This is a genomic window from Mesorhizobium sp. L-8-10 (genome assembly GCF_016756635.1).
Classification (GTDB): Bacteria; Pseudomonadota; Alphaproteobacteria; order Rhizobiales; family Rhizobiaceae.
Genome location: NZ_AP023263.1, coordinates 3,836,345 through 3,856,780, shown reverse-complemented (window position 1 = coordinate 3,856,780; position 20,436 = coordinate 3,836,345). Strand labels below are relative to the sequence as shown.

Here is a 20,436-nt window from a genome sequence, read left to right as displayed (position 1 = left end):
GGACGGCGCGCCCCGGTTTCGCTCAGAGGGTGGTGTTGAACGGCACCTCGAGCGAGCCGTCGAGGATGCCGGCCCTGGCTTTCTCGATGGCCGGCCAGACCTCCTTGGCCTTCGCCACCAGCTCAGCCGGGCCCTGCTCCTGGTAGAGCGGCGACAGCACGAAATCGATCACCCCGGTACCGAGCCCGGTCTTGATGTGGCTGCCGCCCTTCCAGTCCGGACCGAGCGCCTTGCTCACCTCGTTATAGAGCGACACGCCGAAATCGAGGCTGACGATGCCGATCACCGATTTGGGGCCGAGAGGATATTGCGCGGCGTCGAGCGCGCTGACCATGCGGCCTTCCTTCTCGTTGGCGGCGTTGATGATGCCGCCGTCGGTCGCCGCGGAATCGGTCTGGATATAGTCGATGCCGTCGTTGAACATCTGCGTGGCGATCTCCTGACCCTTGGCGGGGTCCTGGAAGGAGCCGGCGAAGGCAGCGGTCACCGTCGCATCCGGCCGCACCGACTGGGCGCCGGCCTTCACCGCGTTGAAGTCGGCATTGATCGGCGGGATCGAGATGCCGCCGATGAAGCCGATCTTGCCCGACTTGCTCATATGGGCGGCGAAGATGCCCGACAGGTAGCAGCCGAGATAGTAGTCGTAGCTGACGGTGACGACATTCGGGATGGCCGGCTCGATCGGATCGCCGAACAGCTGGATCCATTTGGTGTCGGGATAGGACGGGGCCAGTGCCTTGAACGCCTCGCCGACCTCGTTGAAGGTCGACACGATGACGGCCGCGCCGTTGTCGGCCAGCGTGCGGAAGATGGTCTCGTAGGTCGCGGGGTCCTGCGCGTAGACGGCCCGGTATTCGAAGCCCTGCTCCTCGGAAAGCTGCTTCAACTTGCCGATCATGGAATCGACCGGGCCGTTGTCGCCAGCTGCCTGGGTATGGACCAGCGCGACAAGGCCCCCTGCCGCGAAGGCCTTGAAGGAGAGCGAGCTCACAGCAAGCCCAAGCGCTGCCGCGCCGGCAGCCGACTTCAGGAAGCCGCGGCGGTCCATCGAAATCTGGTTCCTGCCGTGATGATGGTCTGTCGTCATGTCTTTGTTCCCTTGGTTGTTGCCGGTCCCATTCCGGCCTTTCGTCGCTCGATCGCGGCCGGAGCACCGCCGATCGTCCTCCGATTCCCTGTCGTGCTCAGGCGCCCGGAGAAAAAGACGCCGGATTCATGATCATCACGTCCTGGCTCTCGATCGCGCCGAGCGCCCAGACCTCGCCGATGAATTTCTGCCAGTCGGGATCGGCATACATGGCCGACCGTCGCGCCTCGCGATCGGCGAGGCTGTCATAGCCCCACATCAGCACGGTGGTGTGCAGCCGGCCGATCTCGGAGACGTAGAGTCCGAGGAAGCGGTTCAGATGCCGCTTCTGGATGGGTAGGCCCTCGGCCTCGTATTTCGCCATCCAGGCCGGCACCATGCCGGGGCGGAACGTATAGGTGCGGTGCTCGACGATCATTAGAGCCTCTCAGGCGGTTTCGAGGATGAAGTCGGCGGCACGCTCGCCGATCATGATGGCAGGCGCATTGGTGTTGCCGCTGGAGATGATCGGCATGATGGAGGCGTCGGCGACCCTGAGGCCTTCGACCCCGCGTACCTTGAGCCGTGTGTCGACGACGGCCATCGGGTCGTTGCCCATCTTGCAGGTGCCGACCGGATGGAAGGTGGTCATGGCGGTGGCCCGCAACCACTCGACGAGCTCCGCGTCGCTCATACGTTCCGGCCCGGGCGCCAGTTCCTTGCCGCGATAGGGATCGAAGGCTTTCTGCCCGATGACCTCGCGCGTCATGCGGATGCCCGCGATCATGGTGCGGCGGTCGAATTCGGTCTCCAGATAATTGGCCTGGATCTTCGGCGCTTGGGACGGGTCGGCCGAGCGCAAGGTGATCTCGCCCCGGCTTTCCGGATTGACCGGACCGACGCGCAGCGTGAAGCCGTGATTGGCCTCCACCGCCACCTTCTTGCGGAACGGATTGGGGAAATGAAGATTGGCCGTCTTCTCCAGCGCCGGCATGAAATGCACCTGGATATCAGGCGCCACCAGATCGGCCCGGGACTTCAAGAAGGCGCCGGCCTCATAAGGAAACGTGGTTGCGACGCCGCGCCCGAACAGCGTCCCCTCGATGATCGACCAGATCAGCCGGTCGGCCCTCAGATCGCTATAGAGCGTGACCGGCTTGGTGCATTCGTAGACCATCACGCAGTCGACATGGTCCTGGAGATTCTTGCCGACGCCGGGCAGGTCGGCGACCGTGGAGATGCCATGGCCGGCGAGCTCGTCGGCCGGACCGATGCCCGAGAGCATCAAGAGTTGCGGCGAGTTCACCGTTCCGGCGCACACCACGACTTCCCGGGTCGCCCGCACGGATCGCACCGCGCCACCCTGCTGGAACTCGACGCCGACGGCACGCCCGTTCTCGATCAGGATGCGACGCGTGAGCGCTCTTGTCTCGACAGTCAGGTTCGGGCGGGAGAGCACCGGACGCAGGAAGGCGTAGGACGTCGACCAGCGCTTGCCCTTCCTGATCGTGAAATCGAACTTGCCGAAGCCTTCCTGATCCTCGCCGTTGAAGTCGTCGTTCAGCCGATAACCGGCCTCACTGCCGGCCTGCGCAAAGACGTCGTGCAGCGGGTTGGTGCTGCGGGCGCGGCACACGGTCAGCTCGCCCTCGGAGCCGTGATAGCCGTCCTTGCGCTGGATGTGCCCTTCGGATCGACGGAAGGCCGGCAGCACCTCGTCATAGGACCAGCCGGGCAGGCCGAGCTGAGCCCATCGGTCGTAGTCGTGGCGGTTACCGCGCACATAGATCATGCCGTTGATGGTCGACGATCCGCCGAGCGCCTTGCCGCGCGGCCAGTAGAGCGAGCGACCGTTGAGATGCGGCTCGGGCTCGGTGTGATAATGCCAGTTGTAGATCCCTGACTGGAACAGCTTGCCCATCAGCATGGGCAGGCGGAAGAGCGGATTGTTGTCCTTGCCGCCCGCTTCCAGCAGCAGGACCTTGTTCGCCGGATCGGCCGACAGCCGGTTGGCGAGCACGCAGCCCGCCGAGCCGGCGCCGACGACGATGAAGTCGTAGGTTTCCGACGTCATTGCTTCACCACGCGACGGGCTCGGCGCCCATCGCCTCCAGATGCCGGTTCGAGACGAGGAACGGGTTTTCCAGCGACAGCACGGCATCAGCGCGCGCGGGATGCTCGCGCAGCACGGCGGCCATCGGCGCCGTGGGCTCGGCAACGCCGGCGAGCCTCAGGTTGTCGATCGCCGCGTCGCCGAAGCCGATGAAGACGATTGCGCGTCCACTGGCAGCCAGATGGGTCAGCACCCTCTGGATCAGCGGCTGCCACAGCGGCAGATGTCCGCGCGCCTGGTGCGGGTCGACCTCGACCCTGAAGCGCGACAGGGTGAGCGAAGAGTTGAGCAGCAGCACACCCTGCGAGACCCAGCGGTCGGCAAGTTCATCAGGCGCTTCCAGCCCGATCTTCCCGTTCTCGATATCCGCCAGCGTCGTCGGCCAGTCATCGAAGGAACGGGCATAGGTCGGATTGCCTGATCGGGCCGCGCAGATCTGCTGGGTAAAGGCCCGCACGCTCTTCGAGAACATCTTGTCGAGCTCCCGCCAGGCCGCGACATTGCCGGCCTCGAAGGCGCGGCCGGTCGAGAAATCCGGCGCCGGATAAGGGTCCTGGCCGAGGATCACGCAGCGCACCGCCTGCGGCTCTATGCCATCGAAGGCCCGCAGCATGTGCGCACCCTTGGGGGCGCCGGGAAATGTCCTGTCGCGGCGGACCGGGAAGATCGGCTCCCATGGCTCGACCTCGAGCGCCGGATCGATCGCGTCGAAGCCGAGAGCGACGTCGGCCAGCATCGGCCGCCAGGCAGGCGGGACATCCGCCTGCCATCCCGACAGCGTCTCCCGCATCGCATCGACCAGCTTGACCGGCATTGCTCTCCTCCCGCGCTCCTCCAACGCCCTTAGGTTAGGCAAAACCTGACCAAAGTGTCAACTTCCTGAAATCACTTTCTTGACCAAAACGTCAAGTTTTTCTATAGCCGGTTCGTGCCTCGTGGAACGGGGCCTGGAGTAGGGTCTTGATTTGACGCATGTCCTTTTCCCGAAACCGCTACGCACTTTCGGGAGACATGCTTTATGGATGCGACCGTGGCGCCCGGGGACATCATGCGCGCCATGATCCGGACGATGGTCGGGGGAGCGGAAACGGAAATGGCAGCGGTCGCGGACGCCGGGACGAAAGGCAGGAAGAACCCGGAGGAGCGCATCAGGGCGCGCAACGAGGCGAAGATCCTGAAGGCGGCGGTCGAGCTGTTCTCCCGAAAGGGCTTCGACGGTACGCGCATCGCCGAAATCGCCGAGGCTTCCGAGCTGCCCAAGGCCAATGTCTACTACTATTTCTCCACCAAGGAGGAGATCTACACCAGGCTGATCGAGAGCGTTCTCGAAGGCTGGGACAAGGCGCTGGAACATATACAGCCCGACAGCGAGCCGCGGGAGGCGCTTACCGCCTATGTCGCCGCAAAGCTCGATTATTCACGCCAGCATGCGGCCGAATCCCGCTTCTTCGCCAATGAGATGATGCGCGGCGGCACGTTCCTGACCCGCAAGCAGAAGCACCACATGCAGGAGATCACGCGCGACCGCGCGGCGGTTGTCGAAGGCTGGATCCGGGCCGGCAAGATGGCGCCGGTCGATCCGCGCCATTTCTTCATCCTTCTGTGGTCGGCGACCCAGTTCTACGGCGACTTCGAGGCGATCGCCGCTCCCGTGCTCGACAAGTCGCGCCTGACCAAGGCCGATTTCGCCGAGGCCGCGGACACCATCACCAAGACGATCCTGGCCGGCTGCCTGGCGTGACGCGGGCGAGCGCTTCGTTTCTCGGACGCAGCGCTTGGGTGCGGCGCGGGTTTACCCCTCATCCGACCGCGCTTCGCGCGGCCACCTTCTCCCACAAGGGGAGAAGGTTGGAGCCTGGCTTGGCCGGCTCTGCAAGCTGTCAACGTTCGCGATTGGCCGAGACGCTGCTGAGGTGTTCCCTTCTCCCCTTGTGGGAGAAGGTGGCCTCGCCCGCAAGGGCGAGGTCGGATGAGGGGTTCTGCCGCAACAGGGCATCCACACACGCGGCCACATCGTCCTGCCAGCGTGGCGGCTTGATGCCGAAGACCGCACTCAGCCGCGTGGTGTCCAGCCGGGAATTGGCCGGCCTCGCCGCCGCCGTCTTGTAGTCGGCGGTGGTGATCCGCCGGACACGGGCCGAGGGGCCGCCGCGTTTTGCCGATTGCGCGAATATCTCCTCGGCAAAACCTGCCCAATCCGTCGCGCCGTCGGCCACGAGATGGAAGACGCCGCGCCAACTCGCGCCGGCCGGATCGGCAAGGACGTGTCTGACGACGGCGGCAACGGCGCGCGCAAGGAAGGCAGCGCTGGTCGGCGTGCCGTGCTGGTCGCCGACGACACCGATCTCGTCGCGCTCCCGCGCCAGCCGCAGCATGGTCTTCAGGAAGTTCCGCCCATCGGGACTGTAGACCCAGGCCGTGCGCAGGATGACATGGGCTGGATTCGCGTCGGCCACGGCCTGCTCACCGGCCAGTTTCGAACGCCCATAGACACTGACCGGGCCGGTTTCGTCGGTCTCACGATAGGGGTCGGGCTTGTCGCCGGGAAAAACATAGTCGGTCGAGAAGTGGATGACAGGGCAGCCCTGCTCCGCCGCGGCGGTTGCAACATTCGCCGCGCCGTCACGATTGACAGCGAAAGCGGTGGCGACATCCGTCTCGGCCTTGTCGACCTCGGTATAAGCAGCCGTGTTGACGACGATTGCGGGCCGGACGGCGGCGAAGGCCCGCGCCACGGAAGCGCGGTCGGCGATGTCGAGTTCGGGCCGTCCGAGGGTCACGATCTCGAGATCGGGCGCCTCGAGACAAGCGAGCGCAAGCGCCACCTGCCCCGTCTTGCCGGTGACCAGCACCCTCGCCCGCGCGGTCACGCCGCCTGTCCGACAAAGACGAAGCCGGTGTCGACATCCCTCAGACGCGGCGCGCTACGGTCCTTGTCGGAGATCTGGAGGTCGGACACGGGCAATGGCCAGTCGATCCCGATATCGGGATCGTCGAAACGGACGGAACGGTCGTGATCGGGGGAATAGTAGTCGGTCACCTTGTAGATGACCTCGGTGTCGGGCTCGAGCGTCATGAAGCCGTGGGCGAAGCCTTTCGGCACGAAGATCTGGTTCCAGTCCCTCGATGATACCGTCAGCCCCACCCAGCGGCCGAAGCTCGGCGAGCCTTGCCTTATGTCGACGGCAACATCGAAGATCGCGCCGCGCGCGACGCGGACGAGCTTTGCCTGGGCGCGCGGCGGCAGTTGGAAATGCAAGCCGCGGACTGTCCCCGGCGCTACCGAGAGCGAGTGGTTGTCCTGCACGAAGGCTTCCGTCACCGCCTGCTCGAACGACCGCACGCTAAACGTCTCCGAGAAGAAGCCGCGATGGTCGCCGAATTTGCGCGGTACGATCTCGAGGACTCCGTCGAGCCCCAATGGGCGTATCTCCATCGGTCCGTCTCCCGCTCCTCTGGCCCGAAACGGCCGATCGTTCCGAGCGAGGCCGTTCAGGGGAACCATGATATCGAAATTCCGCGGCGGCGAGGAATAGGCCGAACTACATCCAAAAGGATAGGACATGCCGGTATGAGGTGTCGCCCTTGGAACGAAGCCGCCAACGGCAGCCTTCTCACGGCCGCGACCGGTCAGTCCGATGCGTGCAGATCGGAACCGTGGCGTTCCGCTCTCTTCCTGAAGGCACTCAGCCCCATCGAGCCGAGCTTGCGCAGGACCACGGCCGCGCCCTGCAACAACTTTTTGAAAGCCGCCTTCGTCGGCTTGGGCTGGTCGAGATAGTAGCTCGAATAGCGGTCGAGGAAGCGTTCGGAACTTCCGAAGGAGCCGTATTTCGAGAGCTTCCGGTAATCGGCCTTGTTGAGGATCAGGCCAAGCGTCTTGGCGCCGATCTGCGGCTCGGCCTGCAGCGTCGTGCGCACCAGCGCGCGCGGCGTGGCGCCCCATTCGGCCACCACGATGAAGCCGTCCGCCAGCGGCTCGAACGCCTTGGCATCGACCACCGGACCAAGCGGCGGCAGGTCCACGACAATATAGTCGAAGATCCTCTGGGCGCTCTGTATGAAGGCCTTCATGCCTTTCGAGGCCAACAGTTCGCTCGTGTGGGCGAACTGGCTGTGGACCACCGCCGGCATCATTGCCAGCTTGGTGTCGGGGTCGATCTTCAGGAGTGACTGCCAAGTGTATCGGCCGAGGATGGCGTCCACCAGCCCGTATTGCGGCAGGCTCGGCAGCCCGCGGCTCAAGCTCGGATTGCGCAGATCCCCGTCGACCAGCAGGGTCCTTGATCCATTGGCCGCGAGCAGGCCCGCGAAATTCGCCGCCACCGTCGACTTGCCCTCGCCGGGCAGCACCGACACCACGGCGATGACCTTGCAGCCCGCGCCCTGGAGGACGACGTCGCCGGCGATCTTGGCGCTGCGCAGCGTCTCGGCGAAGGCCGAAGCCGGCGAATCGATCACCGCGCGGCGTCGCCCGGTAAAGATCCTGCCCTGGCCGTCGTCTTCGACCGTCTCGTCGTCGTCCTGTTCTTCTGCCTCCTTGCCGCGCCGCCCGCCGCCGAGGACAGGCAGATAACCGAGGAACTTGATGCCGAGTTCGCTCCGGACGTCGTCGCCCAGGCGGAAGAAGCGCTCCCTGAACTCGTTGAGCGCGCCGAACACGCCACCCATCATGATCCCCAGGACCATGGACAGGGCCAGCACGATCGATGTTCGCGGGCTCGACGGCGACCGCGGGAAGCCGGGCTCCGAGATCACCCGCACCTTGGTGATCGGGAAGGATTGCTGCTGCGCAGCCTCCTGATAGCGCGCCAGGAAGTTCTGGTAGAGCGTGCTGAGCGCCGCCGCCTTCTGCTCGAGCTCCCGCAACTGCACCATCGACTGGCTTGCCGAACTGGTCTTGCCGGTGAGCTGATCGACATTTTCGCGCAACGACATCTCTCGCGAACGGGCAACCTCATAGTCGTTGCGAAAGCTGGAGGCGAGCTGCTCCAGTTCCCGGAACATCTGCCGGGAGATGTCCTGCTGCTCCCTTCGCAGCGCCACGGCCTGCTGGTGGTCCGCGCCGAAATTCGCGGTGATCTCGCGCTCGCGCTTCGTCACCTGGAGGTAGCGTGTCTTCAGCTTGCCGATGACCGAATCGCCGGGCTGGTCGGAGGAGATCGCCGCGTTCTCGACCGCCTCCTCGGGCCCGCTTTCGGTGATGGCCTGGTATTGCTGGTATTTCGCCAGAGCGCGAGCGGTGTCGGCCTGGGCGATGATAAGCTGCCCGTTGAGGTCGGAGAGCTGCTGTTCCGAGATCAACTCGCCGCGTGTCGCGGTGAGACCGTTCTCGGCCCTGAAGCGCTCGGCGGCCAGGGCCGCCGCCTTGGAGTTGGTCTCGAGTTCGTCGAGCCTGCCCTTCAGCCACAGCGTGGTACGTTCCGTGGCGTCGAAATTCGCGTCGAGCTGGTCGGAAAGATAGGCATCGGCATAGGCCTGCGTGATACGCCGCGCCAGCTCGGGATCGTTGGACCGGTAGGAAAGATTGATGACGTAACTGCGGCCGGCGCGTTCGACCCAGAGATTGCGCTGCAGCAGTTGCGCGGCGTAGTCGCGCTTGCCGTCGGTTGCAGGCTGGCTGGGTTGTCCGCCTTCCCCGACCGGATCGCTCGGGCGGAACACGGCCAGCAACGAGCGGATCGTACCGACGATCCGTCCGGCAAGCGAGGGCGGCGGCGACATGAACTGCTCGTTTGCCGTCAGCCTCTCCTTGTCGACGACGACCAGAGCCAGCCGGGTCGACTTCAGGATTTCGATCTGGCTGAGGATCGCGGCATCCGTTTGCATGTTGATCGGCGTCGCGGAGACCTCGTCGACGATCTTGTTCAGGCCCTCGTCGAGCAGGATGCGTGCCGAGGCCGTGTACATCGGCGGCGTGGTCTGCAGATAGATGATACCCAGCATGACGCCGATGCCCGCGCAGATCGCGACCACCCTGGCTTGGCGGATGGCGACAGCCAGCAGCCTTTCCAGATCGATGAACTTGTCATCGTCCCGAGCCGGCGCCGCCGCAAGGCTCTCATTCAACAGATAATCGACTTTGTTCATGCACTCGCCAGTCGCCCTCGCCCCGTCCCGGAGCGGCGGAAGCGCGCCCGCGCTGCCGCTCTACTTGTCTGCCTGAGCACCCGTCCGTTCCGAACCGGCCCGGCGTCCGGTGCTCTGGAGCGCCGTGCATCCACTGGATGCGGCCGGCGCCCCATCCACTTGATCCGCCCTTCAGCCATTCGAACAGCTGATGTGGGAGATAATGTGTTCGCAGCCGCGGAAGGCTTTCGCAACTGCGAACGAACTCCCCTTCAGGCCGCGTCGACCTTGACGTCGTGATAGGACACAAGCTCGCGGATCGGATCGAGCACGCTGTCGCGGATGTCGGCGCGGGCGAGCGCGAAGGCGACATTTGCCTGGATGAAGCCTTCCTTGGAGCCACAGTCGAACATCCTGCCATCGAAGGGCTGGGCATGGAACGGCTGGCTCTCGGCGAGGCGCACCATGGCATCGGTGAGCTGGATCTCGTTGCCGGCCCCACGTTCCTGTTTGCCAAGCAGATCGAAGATCTCCGGCTGGAGGATGTAGCGGCCGTTGATATAGTAGTTCGACGGAGCGCTGGAGGGCGCCGGCTTCTCCACCATGGCATTGATCTTGAAGCCGGTGCCGGCCGCCGGCCCTTTGCCGACGATGCCGTATTTGTTCGTCTCCAGCGGGTCGCATTGCTCGACCGCGATCACGTTTCCGCCGACGCTGTCATAGAGGTCCATGGCGCCGGCCAGGCAGCCGCGCTTGCCGTAGGAGACCATATCGGGAAGCAGCAGCGCGAAGGGCTCGTCGCCGACGATGTCGCGGGCGCACCACACGGCATGGCCGAGGCCGTGCGGCGCCTGCTGGCGCGTGAAGCTGGTCGCGCCGGGCGCGGGCAACAGCCGGTCGAGCGCCGCGCGCTGCTCGTGCTTGCCCGACATGGCCAGCGTTTCGAGCAATTCGGGCTGCGCGTCGAAATAGTCCTCGATGATCGCCTTGTTGCGCCCGGTCACGAAAACGATGTGCTCGATGCCGGCCTCGCGCGCCTCATCCACGGCATATTGCACGACCGGCCGGTCGACGATCGTCAACATCTCTTTCGGCATGGCCTTGGTCGCCGGCAGGAACCGCGTACCCAGGCCTGCCACCGGAATGACCGCTTTTCTGACTTTGCGCATCGAGAAGATCCTTATGCTGATACTGATACTTCGGGATGATCGCCCGCCCCTTCGAAGAGGCGGGAAGACGTGTGCTAGAATGCCCGCTCGGTCAGCCGGTGGAGACCGAGCCGCTTGGCGATGGGCATGCGAAGATGGCCGACCGCCACCGGGTTGCGGAAAGCGGCGCCGAGCGCCTTGAGCGGCGAGCGCTCCTTGATATGCCGTACAAGCGACAGGAATGCGGCAGCGTCGCGCAGGTTCCGCTCGCGCCGCCTGAAAGCCGCGAGGCCGGCCCCTTCCAGGCGGTGCGCGCGGGCAAAGACGGCATCGGCCGCGATCATGGCCTCGACGTGGTGCAGTTCCAGAACCCGCGAGATGGAGCCCTCGGTGACATGATAGATGTAGCCCGGCTTGGGCTCGATCACGCATCTGCCGCTGGCAAGTGCCGCCGCGAGCAGCAGGTAGTCCTCTCCGATGCGCAGCGTCTCGTCATAGCGCAGTCCGTTCTCCTCCAGGAAACGGCGCTCGAAGGCCGGCTTCACGTAGCCGTAGTTGAAGGTCGACTTGAACACCATGTTGCCGTCGATGAAGGCGGCGAGCGACAGTTCGGGTGTCCGCGACAGGGCTGCCGGAGCGAACATCGTACGGCGGCGCTCGCCGGCCCGGGCGATTTCGAGATTGTCGACCGCGATCGAGGCGCCCGTCTTTTCGGCGCGTCCGATCATGCGAGCCATCCGGTCCGGAAGGACGGCATCGTCGGCGTCGAGGATCGCGACCCAGCGCCCCTTCGCCGCCTCCAGTCCGGCGTTGCGCGCGCCGCCGGGCCCTCGGTTTTCCGCCAGCGGCAGCAGGCGCACGCGCTCGTCCCCGATGCCCTTCACGACGTCGCGGGTGAAGTCGGTCGAACAGTCGTCGACCACAACCACTTCGACGCTCACGCCTTCCTGTGCGAGCGCGCTGCGGATGGCACGATCGATCGTGAGATCGGCATTGAAGGCCGCTATGACGAAGCTGACGTCAGGTTCCAATTCCCGCTCCTTGCTCGGGGGCAGTTCCGCCATATTGTTGAAGCTCCCGGACACCGGCGAGACCGCCCACGACGCCGACATGCATGATCCCGCGCAGCGCGTAGCGGTTGCGGCGAGCCGCCGAGAAGGCCGACAAGGCGGCGGCCAGGAAGCAGTAGCCTGCCTTGGCGCCGGCGAGCGCCATGTTCCTGGCGGCGGCCGCGGGGCCCTGTCCGGCGAGGAGATGGCCATGGGTCTGGCCCGCCCGGAACCGACGCCGGGCCAGCCACGAGAGCCGCGCCCGACCGGGCGGCACGATCTCGCGGACCCAGGCTTCCGGCGCGTAGGCGATCCTGCCGCCGGCCGCATGCAGCCGGGTGAAATATTCGGTGTCCTCGCCGCCGGAGCGCCCACGCGCCAGGCTGAAACGGCGACCGGCGACGCGCGGCGACGAGCGCCGCAGCAGGACGTTGCATGTATAGCCGGTGCGGATCTCGCCGCGCACCCAGACCGGCAGCGTCGAATGGAAGTCCCCTTCGCGCATCCAGCGCGGTGCGCCGGCGAGGTAGCGCGCCTCGACCGGCCCCAGCACGGCGTCCGCGCCGCTCGTCGCCGCCATGGCGACCAGTTCGGCCAGCCATTGCGGCGACGCAGTCTCATCGTCGTCGATGAAGGCCAGCATGTCGCCGGCTCCGGCGTCGAGACAGGCATTGCGGGCGATCGAGATGTTGGCTTCAGGGCAATGCACATAATGCACCGGGAACGGCATCTCCGGTTCCAGCCTGGCGACCAGTTCGCGTGCGCTCGGCGTGACGTCGTTGTCGGCGACGATGATCCGCACCCGCCAGTCCGGCCGGACCTCGAGCGCAGCAAGCGAGCGCAAAGCATCGGCAAGCTCCGGCCTGCGGAACGTGCAGACGCCGATGTCGATCCGCAGCTCCGCAGGTTTGTTGCGGGACGCCGTCATCGACCCGCCCGCTCCGGCTTGCGGGAGGAAAGCAGTTGCTGCCAGAAACCGAGCGACCACGCCAGATGCATGACCATCGCCGAGAAGCCGGCCAGCATTCCGTCGGGATTGCGTTGTGCGATCGCCATCAGCGCTCCATAGCCAAGACAGATCATCGCCCAGAGCGACGCGGGCACGATCGCCGACCAATGCAGAAAGGCCAGCGAGGTTCCCGCCACGACCGGAAAAACCATCAGCGGCAACATCTGCCTGACCTTCGGGACCATCCCGTGCTTGAGCATGTTGCGCGCCCTGCCCCGGCCATAACCGACATATTGCCGGAACAGCCCCGACACCGAAGCGCGCGGGTAATAGGTCATGATTGTCTTGCCGGTCAGCCAGATCCGGAACCCGGCCTGCCGCAGCCGATAGTCGAGTTCGGCATCCTCATTGTGGGTGAAGGTCTCGTCATAGCCGCCGACCGAACGGAAGGCGGCGACCCGCATGAGGGCATGATGCCCGTGATCGGTCCATGCGCCATCGGATGCGCCGTGCCGGTGCGGCGACCCGCCATTGCCGAGCCTCGAATTCTGCGCGGCCGCGACCGCCCTCTGGAAGAAGCCGAAGCCCTTGGTCGCCATGGCGACGACCACCGAATCGGCGCCGGTGCGGACAGCCTCCTCGACCAGACGGTCGCAATAGTCGTCGGGATAGGCGCCATGCGCATCGATGCGGATGAGATAGTCGCAACCCTCGCCATGCCGTTCGACAGCGAGGTTCACGGCCGCGCTCTGGATGCGTTTCGGATTGGCGAGCAGAACGACGCGGGCGTCCTGCGCCGCCTTTTCCTCGACGATGCGCTGCGTGCCGTCCGTGCTTCCGCCATCCGCCACGACGATCTTCGCGCCGATCCTTTCGGTAGCAGGAGTGAACTGACCGAGCAGTCCGCCGATATGCGCCGCCTCGTTGAGGCACGGCACCACGATCAGGATTTCAGGCGTGTTCTCTTCCGCTGTCCCCATCTCGTTTCCGTCTTTCATCAAGCCGCCGCCTCGATTGCGGCGCCATCGGTGCGAAGGGCTGCCAGCGCGCGCAGCTTTCCTACAAGCACGCGGCAATCGTCGATACCGTAGATCCAGGTCGCGGGATCAATTGATGTGACACGCTGTTTCAGGGTGGCGTAGCCCACCTCGTCCATCGACCCGAGCATGGCCCGGAGCGCATCGGTCGCCGCCTCAGAGAGGAGCAGGCCGCACCCACGCGCCTCGAGGAACTTGCCGGTTTCGGTCCCGCGCATGGCGATCGGCACACCGCCGTGACGGCAGCCTTCATAGAGGCGGTTGGGCAGCAGCCACTTCGAATTCTGCCCCTCCTCGAAGAAGTCGATCGCCCAGACGAAATGCACGTCGCCATAGATGGCCGGCAGGTCGTCGGGGTTCCGATAAGGGCCGAGGAAAGAGAGATAAGGCTCGCTCGCGACATAGCCGTCGAAATCGGCGAATTCGCCATAGGCGGGCCGGCCGCGCAGTATCACCTCCACTTCACCGCCCATGGAGCGCGAGAAGGCCGACAGCAGTTCGAGAGACTGCCGGCAGCGCAGCGCGCCGAACCAGCCGATCCTCCAGGGCGGGCCGGCGCGGCGCGGCGCGGGGGGCGTTTCGGCACCGGCCGGGCCGGCGAGTTCCAGCACCTTGTTTTCCACGAGTTCGATCGGAACCCCTGGATCGAGGACCCGGCTCAAATGTTCCTCGACGAAGGCCGGAGAACTGGTCACCAGCATGGCGACATCACGGCTGAAGAACCGCTCCGCGCCGCGCATTGCCACACCGACCGCATCGGACCGCAGCAAGAGACGATGGATATCGAGGCACTCGTAGACGACAGGCACAGCCCCACCGAAGATGGAGACCGCCCGCCTGGCGAGCGCCAGCATTTCGAGGTTCCGCGCAACGATGACGTCAGGCCGTCCGACGGCGCCGAGGGCAGAACCTATTGCCGTGGCGGCCCGGACGACCGCGCCCAGCCGCTGGCCGAACCTGCCGTCGCGGGTAACTCCCAGTTCGATCGGCACCAGCCCTTCGATTGACGTCACCGGCTTCCCGCGGCGAAAGCCCGCCAGCGTGACGTCCGCCCCGCCGGCCTGCAACATCTTCACCCTGCGGTTCACCGCCGGATCGGAAAGGTCGTGGACAAGGTAGAGGACACGCAGCATCGACAGACCGCAGCTATCGCGACGCAGGCACCGGGGTCACCGGTGACGCCGCTCTATCTCTCTGTTCAAGCATCGGTTTCCCTGGATTCGGTAACCGATGCCTCAGCCTTCCCCTCCCGGAAGCTAGTTCACGCTCTATTGCGTCGCAACAACTCTGTTGCGGTGCAGCATAGCCTCTCGATCAAGTTTTGCAACGCGACGAAAGACAAAAGCGAGCGCTGGCTATTCCAGCTTGCAGGCCACCGATCCCGGGAACTGGCAGGGCTCGCCGAGACCGGTGAAGGCGACGCGGTCGATCTCCATGGTCAAGGGCTCGCCGGGGTCGCTGAAGGGACCGAGCCATTCGGTGAAGGTGTCGCTGCCCCACAGGCTGAGGAAGATCTTGGACGGGTGGCTGGGCACCTTCGCCGGATCGTCGAGGGTGTGGACAAGCTCGCCATCGATATACCAGCGGATCCTGTCCTTCTCCCAGACGAAGGCATAATCGTGGAACTCCTTGTCGGCGCCTCCCGGCACGGGAACGAGTTTCTCGTTGTTGCCCTTGGCCGCGACATAGCTGTTGAGCTGCACCTTTGAAGGGTCCCTGGTCAGAACCTCGAAGTCGATCTCGTCATGCGGCTGCTTGTCGACCGGCCCGATGAAGCTGAAGAAAGCGGCGTTGAGCCCCGAACCCGCCGGGGTCCGGAACCGGGCCTCGTAGATTCCGTATCCGAAGCGCTGTTTCGTCTGCACCTCGCCGCAGACATAGTCGCGATCCTTGAAAGTGTGCTTGGTGAAGCCGAGCGACAGGACACCGTCGGCCACCTTCACCTGGTTCTTCGACCAGGTGCAATTCTGGTGCTTCCCGTTGGCCCAGCCGTCCGAGACATACCAGCGGGCGGAGCCGAGCCTGTCGAAATTGTCGACGAAGGACTGTGGCGCGTCCTGGGCGAAGGCGGACCCCGTCATGCACCACAACAGTGCCTGGCCGGCGAGCGCGCCCGATAGCCAGCAAGATTTGAGGCACGGCGAGGAGAACGACAATGGCATCGGCTTCGCTCCGATCTGGCTGCGTCCTCCCAACACAGCGGGTTGGCGCCCCGCAGGCCCGGTTCGGGCGATCCGCGGCGGCTTAAGGCAATCCGTCATTCGGCCTTTGCAGACCCTCCGGCATCGATGCCGTTGGCGTCGACGAACTGCTGGACGAACTGGCGGCATTCCTCCATGAACAGCATCTGCCTGTTCAGGAACGCGATCCGACGCTCGCAGGCGCGAAGCGTCTCGGTGAGCGTTGCGATCCGCTCCGAATCGCCCGAGGGGGAGGCTTCATTATCCATAGCCTCGACCAGGAAAGCGGCGTCGGCCGCCACCGTTCCGTACCGTTTCTCGAAGCCGGACTTCTCGCGATCCATTTCGCCCGACACTTCGGCGATCACATCCCGGATACGCTGGAATCGTGCCGCGTCGGTCTGCTGGTCGCGCTCGGCACTTCTGGTCTTGAACCCGAAGACGGATCTCATCGCGAGGCCCTCGCTGCGTGTCCTGCCGCCCCGCAGCCCCTGAGGACCGCTCCCAACCCCGGTCGGGGCCTGCTGCGACAATGGCCCCTCACTTTGTCGGCAATGAGGGCAGCATGGATCGCGTCATGCTTTCTGGCAAGACACCCATGTGAACCCGGTCCCGGGCAGGCTGCGGTCATGCGGGCTCGCCCTCCAGCAGATAGCGAACCGTCCTGACTGGAGACTGCGGCTCGCGCAGGCCGTCGAGCTTGTCGCGGGCGATGCCCGAAGCGATCGCCGGCAGGTCGCCGGGATGGCGCAAGCCATGGGCGGCCGCACCCCGAAGCCCGCGACCGGCCTTCACATCGAGGAAGCGGCGCAGTCGATATTTGTCTCGCACGTGACGTTCGTGGCTGCGCAACTGTCTCGTCGCATCCGCCGCCAGCCCCGGCAGCGCGAGAAGCGACAGGTCGGCATCGGCGAGCCGCTTCAGATCTTCGGTCCGATGACGGCCGCTGAGCGAATCGGCCCGCACCGTGGCGCCGTAGCCGCAGGTGTCGACGAGCTTGAACCGCGCGCCGGCGGCGAGCGCCCGCACGTAGAGCTCATAGTCCTCGCCGAGCCGCAGCCGCTCGTCATAGCGGAGGCCGGCCGCATCCAGGAATTCACGCCGAATCACCGGCTTCAGGAAACCCAGTTCGCCGCGTTGCCGGCCGCGTTTGGAGATATTGCCGGCCACGAATTCGGCGAGACCGAGGAATCTGGGGTTCGGACGGAAAGCCGGAACCTGCGGCTCGCCTGCCCCATCGGCGACGAAAGCAATATTGTCGGCCACGAGATCCCAGTCCCGGGCGGCCAGCAGCCGGCCGAAACGGCCGCCGATGAAGAAATCGTCAGCGTCGAGAATGCTGAGGAAGGGCGACCTCGACCGCGCGAAGGCCGCGTTCCTGGCGCCAGCAGGCCCGCGGTTCTGATCGAATCGGATGACCGACAGCCTGCCGCTGCCGTCGTCGGCCTGCGATACGACCTCGGATGTGCCGTCGGTCGAGGCATCGTCGACCACGACAACCTCGCCCACCTCGGGCTCCCGCAGCGCCGACGCGATCGCCGCGGCGATGGTGCCCGCGGCGTTCCGGGCGGCGATGACGACGCATATTGGACGCTCGGTCATGTCAAAGCTCCGCGGGCAATTTGCTGCAGCTGCGAAGGAAAAGATGCATCACGAAGCGCCGGCCGTAAAGTCGTGGTCCAGACATGCCGCTTAAATCAGTCATTCGGCCCAGCGAATTCAAGGCGGGAGCGATTCACGAAATATGTTGTAATGTTTTCCTCGAATAACGTGATGAAATATTTTGTGACCTACCTCGAAAGGCGCATACAGAAGCACCGAAGGGGCGGCAGCGCCTGCATCCGGCGCATCGCCCATGCTTTGTGCATACCGATATTTCGGAACTGCTTCATCAATCGCCGATGGCGCAGTCTTGCACGCTTGGCGACACCACGCTAGGGTCTGTTGCAATGCAGCAAAAGGGAAGCACATTAATGACCGCGCGGCAGAGCAGGCCTGTTGGCGTGGCGGCGCCGCAGGACATGACTCCCCAGGCGGGCGCTGGTTCCCGTATAGTAGTACCCTGCAACCAGCCTCCTTTCCGGTGACGATACCGGGTAAGGCTACGCCCGACGCTTTCTGAAGGAATAGCTGCTCCATGAATATCACGGTCTTCGGTATCGGCTATGTCGGCCTGGTCCAGGCGGCAGTGCTGGCGGATGTCGGGCATGACGTCGTCTGCGTCGATGTCGACGCGGAAAAGGTCGAGCGCCTCAAGCAGGGCATCATCCCCATCTACGAGCCGGGCCTCGAAAGCCTGGTCAGCGAGAACTACGCCGCCGGGCGGCTGACCTTCACCGTCGATGCCGCCGCCGCCGTGGCGCGCAGCGATATCCAACTGATCGCCGTCGGCACGCCGCCGAACGAGGACGGCTCGGCAGACCTGAAATATGTGCTGGCCGTCGCCGAGACGATCGCCCAGCATATGGACCGGCCGCAGATCGTGGTCAGCAAGTCGACCGTTCCCGTCGGAACCTGCGACAAGATCAAGGCAAGGATCGGCGACGTGCTGGCCAGCCGCGGTCGCCAGGGCCTCGCCTATCATGTCGTCTCCAATCCCGAATTCCTGAAGGAAGGCTCGGCGGTCGCCGACTGCATGCGGCCGGACCGCATCATCGTCGGCACGGACAGCGCGGAAGCCGAGGAGGTCATGCGCGAGCTCTATGCTCCGTTCAACCGCAACCATGAGAAGATCATCGTCATGGATGTCCGCAGCGCGGAGCTGACCAAATATGCCGCCAACTGCATCCTGGCGACCAAGATCAGCTTCATGAACGAGATGGCCAACCTGGCCGAGCAGCTCGGCGCCGACATCGAAGAGATTCGCCGTGGCATCGGCAGCGATCCCCGGATCGGCTACCACTTCATCTATCCCGGCCTCGGCTATGGCGGCTCCTGCTTCCCCAAGGACGTCCGCGCGCTGATCAGGACCGCGGAGGACATCGGCTTCGACGCCAAGGTGCTGAAGGCGGTCGAACTGCGCAACGAGGACCAGAAGTCGGCGCTGTTCGAAAAGGTGATCCGCTTTTTCGGGAAGAACCTCAAAGGCAAGACCTTCGCCCTGTGGGGCCTCGCCTTCAAGCCGAATACCGACGACATGCGCGAGGCGCCGTCGCGGGTCCTGATGGAAGCCCTTTGGGCGGCGGGCGCGCGCGTCCAGGCCTACGACCCCGAAGCCATGCAGGAATGCCAGCGGATCTACGGCCAGCGCGACGACCTGCTTCTGTGCGGCACAAAGGAAGCCGCGCTGCGGGGCGCCGACGCGCTGTTGATCGCCACCGAGTGGAAGAATTTCCGCGCGCCCTCTTTCGAGCTCGTCCGTCAGTCTCTGTCGACACCCGTCATCTTCGACGGCCGCAATCTCTATGACCCCGATGTCGTTGCCCGAAACGGCCTTCGCTACGAGAGCATCGGGCGTGCCGCCTCGGAACGGGCCGCTCTCAAGGCGACCCGCGGGGCCAAAGCAGGCTAGGCAGGGTTCGGAAAAGTGTCCCACGGTTTTCCGACAAGAACCTGCGGCAAAAAGAAGAAGCTAAGCGGGTGAAGCGTGGGCGAAGCCACGCCAGCCTGCTTGGCGCCCTGTCGGACTGCGGGGCGGCGGCCCACTGAAACGCGAAGGCATCGGGCCGATGCCGCGCACGACAAGATGGAACGGCGGCTCCGAACCTCCCAATCGGACGGCCGCAGCCCACAGGAGACCGGCATGAAGATACTGTTCGCGGGTGGGAACGGGTACTATCCGGAATTTCACGGCGGCGTGCAGTCGAGCACGCATCATCTCGTGACGCAGTTGCGCAATGACGGCCACGACGCGAGCGTGCTCGCCGCCTTGTTCGGCGACGGCGTCTTCGGCATCAAGGCGCGGCTGAAGATGAAGATCTTCCGCGAGCGCGCCGTCATCGACAACTTCCCGGGCTACCCGGTCGTCCGCGCCTGGTTTCCATGGGAGGCGGTTCCCTTCGCGGTCTCGCGGTTGAGGCCCGACGTGGCGGTCGTGCAATGCCACAAGTCGGTGCCGCTCGGCAAAGCGCTGCAGGATGCCGGAGTGCCTGTCGTGATCTATCTTCGGAACGTCGAGTTCCATGAACTCGGCGGCGACCTCTCCGAACTCGGCCCCGCTCACTACATCGCCAATTCGCAGTTCACCGCCCGAAGCTACAAGAACCGCTTCGGCATCGATTCCACCGTCATCCCGCCGACCATCGACCCGGGCCTCTACGCAACGCCCACGACGGGCGAACTCGTCACCTTCATCAATCCTTACAACGAGAAGGGCTTCGAACTGGCGGTGCAGATCGCCGAGCGGTGCCCCGAGATCCCGTTCCTGTTCCAGGAGAGCTGGAAACTCGCCAAGGAGCATCGCGCCGAGATCGAGGCCAGGATTGCGCCGTTCGGCAACGTCGCGCTCGAGGACCGGACAAGCGACATGAAGACGGTCTATGGCCGTACCAGGATCCTGCTGGCGCCGAGCAAATGGGAAGAAGCCTGGGGACGCGTCGCCTCCGAGGCGCACTGCAGCGGCATCCCGGTGCTGGGCTCGACCCGTGGCGGGCTGCCCGAGGCTGTCGGGGCCGGTGGCGTCACGCTGGACTATGATGCGCCCGTGGACGACTGGGTGCGGGAGCTGAAGCGCATGTGGACCGACGACGCCTACTATGCCCGCCTCTCCGCCGATGCCCTCCAGTTCTCCAAGCGGCCTGAACTGCATCCGAGCCGCCAGTTCACGGCGTTCCTCGACGTGCTGGAAAGAGCGGCCGACCGTTCGAAGGCGCTCGCGGCCTGATCT

18 protein-coding genes are annotated in these 20,436 nt (G+C 65.1%); 3 read left to right on the top strand and 15 right to left on the bottom strand.

Going from position 1 to position 20,436, the window contains the following annotated elements:
* Positions 1–22: 22 nt before the first annotated feature.
* The 4 genes from JN280_RS17890 to JN280_RS17875 form a co-directional block, all read right to left on the bottom strand.
* Positions 23–1,048 (bottom strand): BMP family ABC transporter substrate-binding protein, encoded by a 1,026-nt coding sequence (locus tag JN280_RS17890; protein WP_202314836.1) that lies wholly within the window; start codon positions 1,046–1,048, stop codon positions 23–25.
* 136 nt (positions 1,049–1,184) lie between these two features.
* On the bottom strand, positions 1,185–1,505 hold the full coding sequence (locus JN280_RS17885; RefSeq protein WP_202313985.1) for an NIPSNAP family protein: 321 nt from the start codon (positions 1,503–1,505) through the stop codon (positions 1,185–1,187).
* A gap of 9 nt (positions 1,506–1,514) precedes the next feature.
* The gene (locus tag JN280_RS17880; RefSeq protein ID WP_202313984.1) at positions 1,515–3,140 is read right to left on the bottom strand and encodes a GMC family oxidoreductase; all 1,626 of its coding nucleotides are present in this window, start codon (positions 3,138–3,140) and stop codon (positions 1,515–1,517) included.
* 4 nt (positions 3,141–3,144) lie between these two features.
* Entirely contained in the window at positions 3,145–3,993 is an 849-nt protein-coding gene (locus tag JN280_RS17875; protein WP_244743384.1) for a uracil-DNA glycosylase, read from the bottom strand.
* Between the two features lie 204 nt (positions 3,994–4,197).
* On the opposite strand from JN280_RS17875, the gene JN280_RS17870 reads away from it, so the two are divergent.
* On the top strand, positions 4,198–4,920 hold the full coding sequence (locus tag JN280_RS17870) for a TetR/AcrR family transcriptional regulator (protein WP_244743382.1): 723 nt from the start codon (positions 4,198–4,200) through the stop codon (positions 4,918–4,920).
* Positions 4,921–5,059: 139 nt separating this feature from the next.
* Here JN280_RS17870 and rfbD read toward each other — a convergent pair whose 3' ends face one another.
* The 11 genes from rfbD to JN280_RS17815 all read right to left on the bottom strand — a co-directional run bounded on the left by rfbD (position 5,060) and on the right by JN280_RS17815 (position 17,213).
* Positions 5,060–6,049: a dTDP-4-dehydrorhamnose reductase gene (gene rfbD / locus JN280_RS17865; RefSeq protein ID WP_202313983.1), complete on the bottom strand. Its 990-nt coding sequence runs from the start codon at positions 6,047–6,049 to the stop codon at positions 5,060–5,062.
* Positions 6,046–6,615, bottom strand: a complete 570-nt coding sequence (gene rfbC / locus JN280_RS17860) for a dTDP-4-dehydrorhamnose 3,5-epimerase (protein ID WP_202313982.1) — start codon at positions 6,613–6,615, stop codon at positions 6,046–6,048. Before rfbC ends, rfbD begins: the two co-directional genes overlap by 4 nt.
* Positions 6,616–6,809: 194 nt before the next feature.
* Positions 6,810–9,269 carry a polysaccharide biosynthesis tyrosine autokinase gene (locus JN280_RS17855; RefSeq protein WP_202313981.1) on the bottom strand — a complete coding sequence of 820 codons (2,460 nt, stop codon included), beginning with the start codon at positions 9,267–9,269 and terminating at the stop codon, positions 6,810–6,812.
* Between the two features lie 251 nt (positions 9,270–9,520).
* Positions 9,521–10,417, bottom strand: coding sequence for a UTP--glucose-1-phosphate uridylyltransferase (locus JN280_RS17850; RefSeq protein ID WP_202313980.1), 897 nt, complete (start codon positions 10,415–10,417; stop codon positions 9,521–9,523).
* A 74-nt stretch (positions 10,418–10,491) separates the two neighbouring features.
* Positions 10,492–11,427, bottom strand: coding sequence for a glycosyltransferase family 2 protein (locus JN280_RS17845; RefSeq protein ID WP_244743380.1), 936 nt, complete (start codon positions 11,425–11,427; stop codon positions 10,492–10,494).
* The gene (locus JN280_RS17840) at positions 11,417–12,373 is read right to left on the bottom strand and encodes a glycosyltransferase (protein WP_202313978.1); all 957 of its coding nucleotides are present in this window, start codon (positions 12,371–12,373) and stop codon (positions 11,417–11,419) included. Before JN280_RS17840 ends, JN280_RS17845 begins: the two co-directional genes overlap by 11 nt.
* Positions 12,370–13,392 carry a glycosyltransferase family 2 protein gene (locus tag JN280_RS17835; protein ID WP_274609085.1) on the bottom strand — a complete coding sequence of 341 codons (1,023 nt, stop codon included), beginning with the start codon at positions 13,390–13,392 and terminating at the stop codon, positions 12,370–12,372. The genes JN280_RS17840 and JN280_RS17835 overlap by 4 nt, the downstream gene beginning before the upstream one ends.
* Positions 13,392–14,564 (bottom strand): glycosyltransferase, encoded by a 1,173-nt coding sequence (locus JN280_RS17830; RefSeq protein ID WP_202313977.1) that lies wholly within the window; start codon positions 14,562–14,564, stop codon positions 13,392–13,394. The genes JN280_RS17835 and JN280_RS17830 overlap by 1 nt, the downstream gene beginning before the upstream one ends.
* A 222-nt stretch (positions 14,565–14,786) precedes the next feature.
* The gene (gene exoK, locus JN280_RS17825) at positions 14,787–15,593 is read right to left on the bottom strand and encodes an endo-1,3-1,4-beta-glycanase ExoK (protein ID WP_446720732.1); all 807 of its coding nucleotides are present in this window, start codon (positions 15,591–15,593) and stop codon (positions 14,787–14,789) included.
* A 95-nt stretch (positions 15,594–15,688) separates the two neighbouring features.
* Complete coding sequence (locus JN280_RS17820; protein ID WP_202313976.1) at positions 15,689–16,063, bottom strand: hypothetical protein; 375 nt, start codon at positions 16,061–16,063, stop codon at positions 15,689–15,691.
* Between the two features lie 175 nt (positions 16,064–16,238).
* Positions 16,239–17,213, bottom strand: coding sequence for a glycosyltransferase family 2 protein (locus JN280_RS17815; RefSeq protein WP_202313974.1), 975 nt, complete (start codon positions 17,211–17,213; stop codon positions 16,239–16,241).
* A gap of 535 nt (positions 17,214–17,748) precedes the next feature.
* On the opposite strand from JN280_RS17815, the gene JN280_RS17810 reads away from it, so the two are divergent.
* Together JN280_RS17810 and JN280_RS17805 are read left to right on the top strand one after the other, a co-directional pair.
* Entirely contained in the window at positions 17,749–19,122 is a 1,374-nt protein-coding gene (locus tag JN280_RS17810; protein WP_202313972.1) for a UDP-glucose dehydrogenase family protein, read from the top strand.
* A gap of 231 nt (positions 19,123–19,353) precedes the next feature.
* The gene (locus JN280_RS17805; protein ID WP_202313970.1) at positions 19,354–20,433 is read left to right on the top strand and encodes a glycosyltransferase; all 1,080 of its coding nucleotides are present in this window, start codon (positions 19,354–19,356) and stop codon (positions 20,431–20,433) included.
* Positions 20,434–20,436: the final 3 nt, after the last annotated feature.